Source organism: Dyadobacter tibetensis Y620-1, assembly GCF_000566685.1.
Lineage (GTDB): Bacteria > Bacteroidota > Bacteroidia > Cytophagales > Spirosomataceae > Dyadobacter > Dyadobacter tibetensis.
Window position 1 is genome coordinate 1025105 of record NZ_AZQN01000003.1, and the last position, 13260, is coordinate 1038364.

At 42.7% G+C, this 13260-nt stretch carries 11 protein-coding genes; 9 read left to right on the top strand and 2 right to left on the bottom strand.

Going from position 1 to position 13260, the window contains the following annotated elements; genetic code table 11:
• The first annotated feature begins 393 nt into the window (after window positions 1–393).
• The 4 genes from X939_RS0111250 to X939_RS0111265 all read left to right on the top strand — a co-directional run bounded on the left by X939_RS0111250 (window position 394) and on the right by X939_RS0111265 (window position 4021).
• Window positions 394–1167 carry a glucose 1-dehydrogenase gene (locus tag X939_RS0111250; protein ID WP_025763370.1) on the top strand — a complete coding sequence of 258 codons (774 nt, stop codon included), beginning with the start codon at window positions 394–396 and terminating at the stop codon, window positions 1165–1167.
• A gap of 91 nt (window positions 1168–1258) precedes the next feature.
• A complete protein-coding gene (locus X939_RS0111255; protein WP_025763371.1) occupies window positions 1259–2647 on the top strand; it encodes an aldehyde dehydrogenase family protein in 1389 nt (462 codons plus the stop codon).
• A gap of 7 nt (window positions 2648–2654) precedes the next feature.
• Complete coding sequence (locus X939_RS0111260; protein ID WP_025763372.1) at window positions 2655–3365, top strand: glutamine amidotransferase-related protein; 711 nt, start codon at window positions 2655–2657, stop codon at window positions 3363–3365.
• A gap of 134 nt (window positions 3366–3499) precedes the next feature.
• On the top strand, window positions 3500–4021 hold the full coding sequence (locus tag X939_RS0111265; RefSeq protein WP_025763373.1) for a phosphoribosyltransferase family protein: 522 nt from the start codon (window positions 3500–3502) through the stop codon (window positions 4019–4021).
• A gap of 73 nt (window positions 4022–4094) precedes the next feature.
• On the opposite strand, the gene X939_RS0111270 is transcribed toward X939_RS0111265, so the two are convergent.
• Window positions 4095–4676 carry a DJ-1/PfpI family protein gene (locus X939_RS0111270; protein WP_025763374.1) on the bottom strand — a complete coding sequence of 194 codons (582 nt, stop codon included), beginning with the start codon at window positions 4674–4676 and terminating at the stop codon, window positions 4095–4097.
• A gap of 185 nt (window positions 4677–4861) precedes the next feature.
• The gene (clpB, locus tag X939_RS0111275; RefSeq protein ID WP_025763375.1) at window positions 4862–7456 is read right to left on the bottom strand and encodes an ATP-dependent chaperone ClpB; all 2595 of its coding nucleotides are present in this window, start codon (window positions 7454–7456) and stop codon (window positions 4862–4864) included.
• Window positions 7457–7908: 452 nt separating this feature from the next.
• Here clpB and X939_RS23035 point away from each other — a divergent pair, with 452 nt between their 5' ends.
• The 5 genes from X939_RS23035 (at window position 7909) to X939_RS0111310 (ending at window position 13178) form a co-directional block, all read left to right on the top strand.
• On the top strand, window positions 7909–9237 hold the full coding sequence (locus tag X939_RS23035) for a hypothetical protein (protein WP_025763376.1): 1329 nt from the start codon (window positions 7909–7911) through the stop codon (window positions 9235–9237).
• Between the two features lie 125 nt (window positions 9238–9362).
• Window positions 9363–9944: an RNA polymerase sigma factor gene (locus tag X939_RS0111285; RefSeq protein WP_025763377.1), complete on the top strand. Its 582-nt coding sequence runs from the start codon at window positions 9363–9365 to the stop codon at window positions 9942–9944.
• Window positions 9945–10097: 153 nt separating this feature from the next.
• A complete protein-coding gene (locus X939_RS0111290; protein WP_025763378.1) occupies window positions 10098–10835 on the top strand; it encodes a helix-turn-helix transcriptional regulator in 738 nt (245 codons plus the stop codon).
• A gap of 246 nt (window positions 10836–11081) precedes the next feature.
• Window positions 11082–11444 carry an iron chaperone gene (locus tag X939_RS0111295; RefSeq protein ID WP_025763379.1) on the top strand — a complete coding sequence of 121 codons (363 nt, stop codon included), beginning with the start codon at window positions 11082–11084 and terminating at the stop codon, window positions 11442–11444.
• Between the two features lie 624 nt (window positions 11445–12068).
• Window positions 12069–13178 carry a FecR family protein gene (locus X939_RS0111310; RefSeq protein ID WP_025763380.1) on the top strand — a complete coding sequence of 370 codons (1110 nt, stop codon included), beginning with the start codon at window positions 12069–12071 and terminating at the stop codon, window positions 13176–13178.
• Window positions 13179–13260 lie beyond the last annotated feature (82 nt).

The window sequence follows — 13260 nt, forward strand, 5'->3', positions numbered from 1 at the left end:
ATTCCCATTCGGGCCCTCAATTGGATCGGAGTAAAATACTCAGTAGATTTAATACCTGTAGGGGAGTCCTTCGATTGTCATACATTTAAACCGTGTTTTGCGAGGAATTTGTTTCTGATTCACAAGATTTTCAGGTGCAGGTCTGTTCCAATTCCAGTAATTCTTTTCAAGGGCTTAAACAATAAACAGGGTATGGACAATATCCTTTAGATTTCTGATAAGTTATGCGGGAGAAGGCAGGACGAATATAGAAATTTTATGACCCTGGTTGCAATAAGGTGATTTGTGCTTATTTTAATCGTGAGGTATTATTGGAAATATTATTTTGCAAATAGCCTTTAATACCCTTATAATAGTATCCAAAAAGTATTAGTACCTTAACACCATCATAAAATGCGCCTAAAAAATAAAGTTGCCCTGATCACCGGCGGAAGCGGCGGGATCGGGCGTGAGACTGCCTTGTTATTTGCCCGTGAAGGTGCACAGATAGTAGTTTCGGATGTCAACCAGGAAATGGGTCAACAGACAGCCGATATGATTGTCGAGCAAGGAGGAGAAGCCTATTTTATTTATTCCGATGTCTCAAAGGATGCCGACTGTAAGGCGATGGTAGCTTTCACCGAAGAAAAGTTTGGCAAACTGAATATTCTCTTCAATAATGCCGGCATCATGCATAGCGACGACGACAACGCAATGACTACAGAGGAGTCGGTGTGGGATCTTACTATGAATATCAATGCGAAAGGAGTATTTCTGGGTTGTAAATATGGGATTCCGGCGCTTCAAAGAGCGGGAGGTGGATCTGTTATTAATACCGCCTCATTTGTCGCAATTCTAGGTGCGGCTACTCCTCAAATCGCATATACTGCCAGCAAGGGGGCAGTCCTGGCATTGACCCGGGAGCTAGCGGTGATTCATGCCCGAGAAAATATCCGCGTGAATGCCCTCTGCCCAGGGCCGCTGCGCACCGAATTATTAATGAAATTTTTGAACACAGAGGAAAAGAAACAACGGAGGCTTGTTCATGTTCCCATGGGGCGCTTTGGAGAGGCCAAAGAAATGGCCTCTGCCGTACTTTTCCTGGCATCAGATGAGTCTACCTATGTTACGGGTACCGATTTTCTGGTAGATGGCGGAATAACTGCGGCCTATGTAACTCCACTCTGATCGGGAGGAGGGAGATTAGACATCGATCAAAAGGAATTGCTTTATTTTGGCAAGGGAAACCTGTATATTACATCAAGCAAATATCAATAGGATGGCAATACAAAGGACAATAAGCCCCATAGATGGCTCAGTGTATGTGGAAAGAGAATTAGCAGATGACTTTACTTTAGAGTCGGCATTGGTCAAAGCCAAGGTTGCTCAGGCTTTCTGGAAAAATACCACCTTGGCTGAACGGGCCGAAATCTGTCGGAAGGCGGTGGGGTATTTTCTTGACCATGCCGAAGAGATTGGGTTGGAGCTTACCTGGCAAATGGGTCGACCCATTCGCTATACGGCCAATGAGATTAAAAAGGGTTTTAAAGACCGTGCCGAATATATGATCGGCATTGCCGAAGATGCACTTGCCGATATAGACGTAGAGGAAATGCCCGGTTTTGAATGTTTTATTACCCGCGAACCACTAGGGACCGTTTTCGTGGTAGCGCCCTGGAATTATCCATACCTTACCTCGGTGAACTCGGTGATACCGGCTATTATGGCAGGCAATGCCGTGATTCTCAAGCATGCACAGCAAACACCACTTTGCGCAGAGCGCTATGCGCAGGCTTTTGCTCATGCTGGACTACCCGAGGGTGTTTTTCAATTTTTACATCTAAGTCATGAGCAGGTTGCCCAGGTAATTGGCGATTCGAGGGTTGACTTTGTGGCTTTTACAGGCTCGGTAGAAGGGGGAAAGGCCGTGCAGCGTGCCATAGGTGAGCGCTTTATAGTGGCTGGTCTGGAGCTTGGCGGAAAAGATCCTGCCTATGTGCGAAGCGATGCAAACCTGGAAGAAGCTATAGAAAATTTGGTGGATGGAGCCTTTTTTAATTCGGGACAGTCTTGTTGTGGAGTGGAGCGAATATACGTTCACAAATCGGTGTATGAGCCCTTCGTAAGAGGTTTTGTAGAACTGACCAGCACTTATAAATTGGGAAATCCACTGGAGGAGGCTACTACTATTGGTCCCATGGTAAGGACAGGAGCGGCAGATTTTGTTCGGAAGCAGATCTCAGAAGCTCTGGAGAATGGGGCTAAAGCTCTCCTGGATCCTGACACCTTTCCTGCCGACCAAGCCGGTACGCCGTATATGGGTCCGCAGATATTAGTGGATGTCGATCACAGCATGCGCATCATGAAGGAGGAGACTTTTGGCCCGGTGGTAGGCATTATGGCTGTGAACAGCGATGAAGAGGCTATCACTTTAATGAATGACAGCCCCTATGGGCTTACTGCATCTGTATGGACCACCGATATGGAGGCCGCCTTAACCATAGGGGACCAGATTGAAACGGGTACCTTGTTTATGAATCGCTGCGACTATCTTGACCCGGCTCTTGCCTGGACAGGAGTGAAAAATTCTGGCCGGGGATGTACCTTGTCAAGTCTGGGATATGAAGCGTTGACCAGGCCGAAGTCCTTCCATTTAAAAATTACCTGAGCAGGTTATGAAAATCGGATTGTTGGAATGTGATCACGTTGGTGAAGATCTACAATATATCGCCGGCGATTATCGGGAGATGTTTCCCAGGCTCTTCTTAAAAGTAGCTCCTCATTGGGAATTCTCTTACTATGATGTGGTCAATGGACATTTCCCTGTAGATGTAGCTGAGTGCGACGCCTATATTTGCACAGGATCTAGGTATTCGGTTTATGATACGCAGGAATGGATCGGTAAGGTCAAAGAGTTTATCAGGGTTATAGCCCTTTCAGACCGAAAATATATTGGCGTTTGCTTCGGACACCAGCTATTGGGAGAGGCTCTCGGCGGAAGAGTTCAGAAGTCGGAAAGAGGGTGGTGTGTAGGGGTGCATCCTTTTTCTTTACTCCATCATCAGGCCTGGATGCAACCCATGCGAGAGAATTTTAACCTGCTGATGATGTGCCAGGATCAGGTTCTTACGCTCCCGACAGATGCTTTACTGTTGGCCAGAAGCCCCGATTGCCCGCATGCTATGTTTCAAATTGGGGAGAATATGTTAAGTATTCAGGCCCATCCAGAGTTTACAAAAGAATATGATGCAGCTTTGATCCAGGCCAGAGTGGACAGAATGGGAGAGCCCACTGTATTGAAGGGACTGGCCAGTCTGGAACTGCCTACTCATGAACTTACTTTTGCCAATTGGGTCAAAAATTTTGTTCAAGGAGAATTATATTAGAATTGTGATTCCCTGTTAGGGCAACCTTTATTCGAAATTGATGGTCTGGAGAATCAGACCAATTAATGATTTCCCTTCCAGAAATCGATGCGATTAGTTAAATTTCGACTTCTGTTCATTACAGTTTTAATATTATGACGAAAATAGAAAGCAATACACGGCGGCAAATTTTAACTTCACTAGAAACTAGCCAGAAAATACGCAGAATAGCATTCGAGATTTATGAGCAGAATTTTCAGGAGACAGAGATTGTGCTGGCGGGAATTGCGGGTGAAGGATATGCTTTTGCCAAACGACTTATGATAGAGTTGCAAGATATTTCTCCGCTTAAAGTAAAATTATTACAACTTTTATTTGATAAAAATACAAAGCAACAGAGCCCTGTGGTCTTCGATGAGCCAGGCTTCGACGTCAAGGATATGGTGGCAGTGGTTGTCGACGATGTCCTTAATACGGGTCGTACCCTGGCTTTCGCCCTCGAACCATTTTTAAAAGTGCGAATGAAAAAAGTGCAAGTAGCGGTGATTGTAGATCGCAGCCATCACTTATTCCCCATTCATGCCGACTATGTTGGTTACTCGTTGAGTACTACCATTAGTGAGCATGTTGAGGTAATTTTGAGTGATTCCCAACAGGCGGGTGTTTATCTGAAATAATCGATGGATGATTGGAAATAGACGGTTGGGGGCTTCGGCCCCCATTGTCATTATCATACATTGAAGGGGCGTATTATTGAAGACATTCATTTTCTACCTGAACTTCGGCTATCTGAGGAAGGTTAACTGACTTCAACAATTCTTCCATGAATGCCGGCAGATCGTCTGTCCCTCTACAGGTTACCAGTCCTTTGTCGGTGACCACGGATTGGTCTATCCAAGTGGCACCCGCGTTTTCTAGGTCTATCTGTAAAGACCTGGCTGAGGTCATTCTTCTTCCGGGGCATGCATTGGCGCTGATAAGCAATTGTTGGCCGGTTCCTATTGCTCCAATAGGCTTCTCCTGCTCAACAAAATGTTTTACAAAGTCCAAAGCGTGCTGATCTACTCGAAGTTCTGTAAGACTCATGAGGCCACCGGGAATCAATAATGCCTGGTAGTAGTCGGGCCGGGCCATGGTTAATGGGACATCTACCTTGTATGCGTCGCCCCAGTCCACTTGATGCCAACTTTTTACTTCGTCTTTGTTGGCAGAAATTACATGCACGTCGGCGCCAGCTTGCGTTAAGCTATTATGGGGACAGGCGAGTTCAAGCCTTTCGAAGCCATCGGCAACCAGAATGGCTATATGAATCGAGTTCGATGACTTTTCCATACTTTTCTATTTATATTAAAGGTAGATTTAGAACAATTTTATGTTACAAAAATCATGCTGAATATCAGAGCAGGCATATACAAGCCAAGAAATATAGGACTTATTGAGGAAGCAGAGCCAAAAAAAGGCGGATGCTCGACCTGGGTCTGACGTCCGCCTTTGTTTTTTTATTGCTGGTTCTGTAGCTAAATTTCTACATTTTCGAAGACTAGTTCCCCATCTGCGTTTAGCTCCATCATAATGACTGCATCTTTAGCTACCTTTCCGCTTAGAATACCCTTCGATAATTCATTCAGAATTTTTCTTTGGAAAACCCTTTTAAGGGGGCGTGCTCCAAACGCCGGATCGAAACCTTCTTCCCCTAGTTTGGTAAGTGCTTCCTCAGAAGCATCTAAAGTAATACCTTGTTCGAGCAACATCTGACGGATTCCCTTAAATTGAATATCCACGATCTTACGAATGTTTTTCATGCTCAATGGTTCAAATAGCACGATCTCATCGATTCGGTTCAGGAATTCAGGCCTTACTGATGCCTTTAACAAATCAAGCACCGCCTTTTTTGTTTCTTCCATAACCAGACTATGGTTCCACCCTTCATCTTCTGCGAATTTTTCCTGGATGATGTGGCTACCCATATTCGAAGTCATGATAATAATGGTGTTTTTGAAATTGGCCACTCTACCCTTATTATCAGTCAGTCTACCTTCGTCCAGAACCTGGAGAAGTATATTCCATACATCGGGGTGTGCCTTTTCAATCTCATCGAGCAGGATTACACTGTAGGGCTTACGGCGTACGGCTTCAGTAAGTTGTCCCCCTTCGTCGTAGCCTACATATCCCGGAGGTGCTCCAACCAGTCGGCTTACAGCGTGACGTTCTTGGTATTCGCTCATATCGATTCGAACCAAGGCATTTTCGTCATTAAAAAGATATTCCGCCAAGGTTTTAGCTAGCTCCGTTTTTCCCACCCCTGTAGGGCCTAGAAAGAGAAAGCTACCTAAGGGTTTTCTGGCGTCCTGAAGGCCTGCCCTGCTGCGTCTTACTGCATCGGATACGACTTCAATTGCTTCATTTTGTCCGGCTACACGTTGGTGAAGGTGGGCCTCCAGATGTAGGAGTTTCTCCCGGTCGCTTTGTAACATTTTACTGACAGGAATTCCCGTCCATTTGGCTACAACTTCGGCGATATCTTCCGGTGTGATTTCCTCTTTTACCAAACTTCCTTCTATTTCTCCAGCCTCCAGCTCGGCCAGTTTTTTCTGCACTTCTGGTAGGCGGCCATAGCGTATTTCGGCTACACGTGCCAGGTCCCCAGATCTTTCGGCCTGCTCGGCCTCGAGGCGAAGGTGCTCTGTGCTTTCTTTTAGCGTTCTGATTTCGTTTAGCTTCCCCTTTTCATTTTCCCATTGGGCCTTCAGGGTGTTCCTTACCGAACTCAGGTCTTCAATATCCTTTTTTAATATGGCCTCTTTGTCCTTATTATTTTCCCTGCGTATGGCCTCTCTTTCGATTTCTAGCTGCATAATCTTCCGATTTAGCTCGTCAAGTTCTTCAGGAACACTATCCATTTCCAGACGAAGCTTAGATGCCGCCTCATCCATTAAATCGATGGCTTTGTCGGGCAGGAAACGATCGCTGATATAACGATTGGAGAGTTCTACTGCCGAGATAACCGCATCGTCCTGAATACGTACCCCATGGTGGAGTTCATATTTCTCTTTTATGCCCCTCAGAATACTTATCGCATCCAGGATATCAGGTTCGTCTACTACTACAGTCTGGAACCGACGCTCCAGAGCCTTATCCTTTTCAACATATTTTTGATACTCCTTCAGGGTGGTGGCTCCTATGGCATGCAATTCACCTCTGGCTAGGGCAGGCTTCAGGAGGTTGGCTGCATCCATAGCACTTTCTCCTCCTCCTCCCGCTCCAATGAGCGTATGGATTTCGTCAATAAACAAGATTATTTCCCCATCTGAGTCGGTAACTTCTTTGATCACCGCTTTTAAACGCTCTTCGAATTCTCCTTTGTATTTAGCGCCCGCAATCAGCAGTCCCATATCCAGAGATACGATGATCTTTGATTTTAAGTTCTCAGGTACATCCCCTTGCACAATGCGCTGGGCCAAACCTTCTACGATGGCCGTTTTTCCTACTCCAGGTTCGCCAATTAAGATCGGGTTGTTTTTGGTGCGTCGACTTAATATCTGAAGTACCCTTCTGATCTCTTCGTCTCGTCCTATTACCGGATCTATTTTTCCGGCCTTAGACATTTCATTTAAGTTTTTGCTAAACCTTTCCAAGGACTGGTATTTAGCCTCTGCATTTTGATCTTTCACGGGATTGTTTTTTCCTCTAAGTTCTTTGATGGCATTAATTAACTCTTTCTCCTTGAATCCTACCTCCTTCATCAGGAGGGCTGTCTTATCTTTTCCGACACTTATACCTAGCAACAGCAATTCTATGCTAATGTATTCATCTCCAAATTCTTTTAAAGATTTTTGTGCATTTGCTGTGGCTGCTGCCAAATCATTACCCAAATAAGGTTGTCCACCTGATACCTTAGGGTACTGATCAATAATTTGAGCCAGTCTGGTATTTAGGATGGATTCGCTGATATTGAGTTTTTTTAGTAAATAGGCCGAAGTATTGGGGTCTTCCTCTAAGATAGATTTAAGCACATGGCCTGTTTCTATGGCCTGTTGCTGATTCGATTGAGCCATTTGAGCTGCGTGTTGAATCACCTCCTGGGCCTTTATGGTATATTGGTTAAAATTCATGGGCTAATTTAGTTTCGTTGAATAATAGAGCTTGCAAAAATCTTATTCCTAATTACCAAAGTCTGCAATTATGTCTTGTTTATTACGGTAAATACAGTAAAAAGTGTCAAAATGACAGTGTAATATTTGTAAAAGTGGTCTGTCTCAGTCAATTCTTACATTGCGGTATTATTGAGAACAGCCCAGTGGACTATAGAAAGGCCTGAAATCAGTAAATAATTCTGCAGCAATTTACCGATTTACGCGGTTCCACAAATGATCCTGATCATATCCCCGCTTTAGATATTATTTAAAAATCCCATAGCTAGTACTTACGCTTTACCCTCTACCATCAGCAATTCTTACAGGATCTCGGGCATTAATTATTATACTATAAAATATTTATGTATTAATGTCTTATAAAATGTTTATTTTAGTAAAGATTTTGGTATGAATACTTAAAATTAGGAAGGATGGAGGCGCTAGGAAGGAGCTTGTTAAGGGTATTTATTTTCGGCCTGCTAGGCTGGTCACCAGTCTTTAGCCAAATTACTTATTTCGAACAGGGCTTCGATGGTTCAGGTCCATTTGAGTCAGGGGTGCCTGGATCGGGTCAGTTCGATAAAATTGTGAAAACGAATACCTCTTCCTTTCAATTTGCCAACAGTGCCTTGGAAATGACTCGTAGCCAGAATCCAGATCCCAAGGGAACCTCAGGGATAGTTAAGGCGGTTCGAAGCTCCGCATTTTTACCTACCCCAGAGACCCTCTACATTCAACTAACCTTGTCTGTTAAAGATATCAGTACCGTTACATCCAACGCCGTGTATTTTTATGTAGGGGAAAATTTTAATCCCAATGACAATACTATTCCAGGAAATCTCCTGATGTTTGCCCGTTTTAGTTTGAATTTTACGGGGGCGGGGGTAGTCGTTCACGATTTCCAGAAAAATGTAAATAGTGCCCCAATCGCCCCTAATACAACGTTTACGCTAACCTGGGTATTGAATAATTCGGCCTGGGGGCAGGTTTATAAATTTCCGGAGACGGCAGCGGTGGCCAATTATAAAGTGATGCCCTATCGTTACGATCTCTGGGTGAATGGTATGCTGTTAGTAGATGAGGCTACCGGGTATCCTCTCCCAGGGTCGGGCACTCCTAATCCCTATTCACCTTCGAAACTTACCAATTTTGAAATCCGTTTTCGAGACGGATTCGGAACCTTAGGGGTGGACTATATCCTGATTAGGGATATCAATGGGGTTTTGCCGGTTTATCTTACCGACTTTGCTGTCAGTCTGGTTGGGTCGAGTGTGCAAATACAGTGGAGGGGTTCTCAGCAACCTGATATTTATCAGATTCAAAGAAGTACAGACGGCAAGGATTTTTTGACAATAGGAATGCTGGACAGTCATGGACAGGGAGACGAGGCTTATCAATATATAGATAATGGGCAGGATGACGTCGGAGGTGCTTATTTTTACCGGGTTGTAGCGCTGACTGCAGAAGGGAAATTAATGGAAGTCTCGGGGACCAAAACTGTCTTTCGCCATCTAAAAGAGCAAATGCCCTTTGTATACAGTAATCCCACGGAGGGCAGAGTAATTCAGATTTACGATGGAGAAGGTGGATCGGATTATCGCTTATTTACAAAGGGGGGGATGATTGTTTCCAGCACCTATGGAAGAGGAGCAGCCAAGGAAATATTACTTTATCCGGAATTCAATATTTCGCCCGGCATGTATGTGCTAACCTTTATCTATCGGGGATGGCCCCGTAGTTTACGGGTGGCAGTTTATTAGCAACCATCTAAATTGTATCCTAGTAGGCTATTTTTTGATATTTTCATTGATTTCTTCTGATTTTTTGTGTTAATTCAATTTCATTTTACGCTTTTCTTAGAAAGGAACATCTATGTTTCAACATCATGCAAGACGCTGATCTGCTTTGGCAGCAATTTTTGGAGGGAGATATGCAAGCCCTTGCCGGCGTTATGGGCCTGTATTATAGAGATTTATACTATTATGGGTCCAAATTTTCTAAAGATGAACGTTTTGTCGAAGATGCGATCCAAGATTTATTTCTGGGTATATGGGAGAAAAGAGCTGCCATTAACGGAAACATACCGGCTAAAGCTTACCTAATGGCTTGTTTAAGACGGGCGATGCACCGCACTACCAAACAGCAGAATCGGTTGCCTCAGGAGTCATTGGATCTGCTGGAACAAGGATTTGGATTAACTTTTTCGGTAGAACAGGGCTATATTGAGCAAGAAGCTGCGCGCTATAGCCTTCAGAAAATCCAGCAATCGCTCGAAATGCTTCCCGCACGGCAGAAAGAGGTTATCTATCTAAAATATTTTCAAAACCTAGACCGCTCTCAAATTTCGGAGGTGATGGGCATTTCTCCCCAGACCGTCTCCAATCTATTGCAAAAGGCCTTGGGGCAGCTAAAGAAATACTTCAAAGTCGAGCTACTCACACTTTTTATTCTACATTTTCTTATTTGAACTGGGCACAGGAAAACCTTAAATATTGCTTTTTCTATATTTTTAAAGTAAGATTCGAATGCTTTTTGATTTTAAATACGCGTTCAGAACAATTAACCAGCGGTAGGTTGATTAGGTATTAAGATGTAGATTACGCCGTTTACTGCCGTGTTTATGAATTATAAAGAAATAAATCCAAGTCATCTTTTACAAAATAGAATTCATAGTTATTGGGAATTAAAAGGTAACCCATCAAGCAATCATTGGGAACGCATTTTTCCTGATGGATGCCCAGGATTAGTTATAAATCTTGGTGATGAATGTATTACTGATCAGGGTGCCGTAATAATGGAGCATGGCAAAACCTATGTGGTAGGGGCTATGACCACTTTTAAGGAAAGTTATATAAATGAAAATACACATCTGGTAGGCATATGTCTAAAACCTGCCGCTTTCGTATCTTTTTTCTCATATGCTTCTCTGAGCGAGATAAAAAATAACACCATTCTTTTTGATAAAAAACTGTCTCTTGATAAAGATCGATTTTTAAAGAGTAACTACATCGACTATTTAAACCAGTTTTTCATTGATAGGAAAAGCGATAAAACGATGAGGTTAAGTAGGATTGTAGATGCCATACAGGCTTCGAAGGGTCTCTTGACTATAGATAAGCTTTCTTCACAAAACGGTATTTCAATAAGGCAATTAGAAAGACTGTTCAAGGACTCTATAGGATTGACACCAAAAGAATACTCCAATGTCATTAGGCTACAAAACGCTTTAGGCTTAATAAAAACACAAAGGAAATATAAGGCATTGTTGGACATCGCTTTTGATTGTGGGTATTACGATCATTCTCATTTTACTAATGCTATTAAACTTCATACCGGTTATTTGCCCTCCGAACTTTAAATTGCAATTGTTATGTATTTTGGAACTGGTAGAATAGCATGTGCTATTACTATTTTCGGTCCTAATTTTCCTCTATTGCGAAATTGGGCTTATACTGGATTTCTCATTACATTATCCGAAGCATTCATTTCGAATTTTGAGGCCGGGGTATTAAATTGTAGTCGCAATCCCATCATGATTTCCAGACTAGTAATGGTTTGTTATTAAAAAGAGAGAGAAACGAATAGAAAAAATATCCTAATCAGCATGACAGACATAAAACCCAAAACAGTTGATGACTATATCAATTTATCACCAGAGGTTGCCAGAGAGGTTATGACTAAGCTTAAAAATATGATTGAAGAAGCTGAACCCAAAGCCGAAGGTGGTATAAGCTGGAATGTGCCTATCTATAAGTATAAGGGTATCCTGGCTGGATTTTCGTTAGCCAAAAAACATGTGAGTTTTGGCATAGACTCTCTTACAGATGAAATGCGTAAAACATTGGAAGGTAAAGGATTTAAAACAGGGAAGAAAACCTTTCAGATAAAATTTGACCAGAACATACCGACAGAAGAATTAATAAGTCTGATTCACGAGCAAGCAAAACTAAACGAAAGTAAAAATTGAAAAAGTGAATGATAGTATAGCAAATTTAAGCGGATGGACAAAAAGGTCGAGCATCAGGAGTAAAATCTGAATAGAATATTATCTTAAAAAATTGCTCAAGTATGTGTCTTACTGATTATTGTTCAGGACAAAAATATGTACTGTAAAAGTCGTAAATGTGCTTTCTGGGCGATGCTGAAGAAGTTTTTGCTGGTTGAATGCGACTATTATAATTGTTAATTCTGCTTCCTGGTCCTGCTGCATTCATAAAAATAGGCCTGAGTATTGAATCTTAAAATCTACTTTTGAACTACGCTTCTTAATCCAAATAGAAAGTGGCATGCTACCTAGCTGAGACCAGCCCGTTGGGTTTCTAAAACTTTAAAGAATTACCATCATTATATATGATTCGTTTTAGTAGGACTCGAAAAGGATAAAATTTCGTCGAACTCGTTTCCAGCTAAATACCATAAAACCTTCTACCCATCGATATAGGTTTCTGATATTCAGTGGTATGAATAGTCCTTTTTCCAGTTTCTTGACTTGCGTACGGATCATTTTAATCCTTTTCATAAAAAAAATATGAAAAAAAGATGGTATGTATTCTAGGAAACAGTCTATCGGTAGTTGGTATTAGATTGAATCATGAATAGATATGAAAATTTCCGAACCAACGACTTTGTTTGGGATCGTTTCTTTCGGCAGTGGGTATTGTCTCCAACCAGCGAAAGTGATCGCCTCTGGCAGGAGTGGGTACAGGACCATCCAGAGCGCTTGCGTAGGGTGACTGCGGCACGTAATATTGTCCTTGCACTGCAGGTAGACGAACCTGAACTAACAGCGGAGAAGGTAGAGGAACGGGTGCGGAATACCATGGATCGACTTCAGACCCTGGACTCTCGCAAAAGACAGGGAAGCGTTTATTTCAGGCGTCGGGATCTTTTTGTGAGAATAGCTGCTGCCATCCTCTTGATTTCAGGATTGGTCTGGGGTGTCGGGCAATGGAAGAATACCGTAGAATTGGTTTTGGAAAATGGTCCAGCTGAAGCATTACCTGTTAATTCATCCATAGAAATTTTTAACCAATCGAAGCAAGCACGATCCTATTCGCTTTCAGACGGGAGCCGGGTATTACTGCAGCCAGGGGGAAAATTGACTTATCAGGATGGATTTGCGGACGACCATAGGACTATTTATTTGGTGGGTACAGGGTTTTTTGAAATAAATCGCGATACGGCAAGACCTTTTATGGTGTATACCCGAGACCTGGTCACCAAGGTGCTGGGTACCAGCTTTACGGTGGAAGCGGAAGATACTGCCGAGGATGTTACGATTTCTGTAAAAACCGGCAAGGTACTGGTAGTAGGAAAGAAAGATCCGGAGTTTAAGAAAAAAATGGATGGCAACGCGTTAAGCGGAAATGTGCTTTTGCCTAACCAACAAATAATTTTCTACAGGAATGACGCAAAGCTTGTCAAGACGTTGGTGGCTGAACCAAGTCTTATTCCGTCGCAGCGAGGTACCATTTCCTTTAGCTTCGAAGAGACACCGGTAAACGAAGTATTTGATCGACTTGCAGCCGCTTACGGCATTGAAATACAATATGATGAGAAACTGCTTCGCAACTGTCCTTTGACGGCTGTATTGGAATCGCAAAATCTCCATGAGAAGCTGGATATTATCTGTAAGGCAGTAGAGTCGCGCTATGAAATAGTGGAAGGTCAAGTGATTATTCACTCGAAAGGCTGCCAATAACTTATGCTAGGATATTAATCATGTATCACCTTAAACCTATATCATTTGATTACAAACCATATATAAGAAAGAGTCGACAATG

Excerpts from the sequence above, each read along its gene's own strand:
- X939_RS0111250 (WP_025763370.1), top strand. The coding sequence starts at position 394 with ATGCGCCTAAAAAATAAAGTTGCCCTGATCACCGGCGGAAGCGGCGGG.
- X939_RS0111255 (WP_025763371.1), top strand. The coding sequence starts at position 1,259 with ATGGCAATACAAAGGACAATAAGCCCCATAGATGGCTCAGTGTATGTG.
- X939_RS0111260 (WP_025763372.1), top strand. The coding sequence starts at position 2,655 with ATGAAAATCGGATTGTTGGAATGTGATCACGTTGGTGAAGATCTACAA.
- X939_RS0111265 (WP_025763373.1), top strand. The coding sequence starts at position 3,500 with ATGACGAAAATAGAAAGCAATACACGGCGGCAAATTTTAACTTCACTA.
- X939_RS0111270 (WP_025763374.1), bottom strand. The coding sequence starts at position 4,676 with ATGGAAAAGTCATCGAACTCGATTCATATAGCCATTCTGGTTGCCGAT.
- clpB (WP_025763375.1), bottom strand. The coding sequence starts at position 7,456 with ATGAATTTTAACCAATATACCATAAAGGCCCAGGAGGTGATTCAACAC.
- X939_RS23035 (WP_025763376.1), top strand. The coding sequence starts at position 7,909 with ATGGAGGCGCTAGGAAGGAGCTTGTTAAGGGTATTTATTTTCGGCCTG.
- X939_RS0111285 (WP_025763377.1), top strand. The coding sequence starts at position 9,363 with ATGCAAGACGCTGATCTGCTTTGGCAGCAATTTTTGGAGGGAGATATG.
- X939_RS0111290 (WP_025763378.1), top strand. The coding sequence starts at position 10,098 with ATGAATTATAAAGAAATAAATCCAAGTCATCTTTTACAAAATAGAATT.
- X939_RS0111295 (WP_025763379.1), top strand. The coding sequence starts at position 11,082 with ATGACAGACATAAAACCCAAAACAGTTGATGACTATATCAATTTATCA.
- X939_RS0111310 (WP_025763380.1), top strand. The coding sequence starts at position 12,069 with ATGAATAGATATGAAAATTTCCGAACCAACGACTTTGTTTGGGATCGT.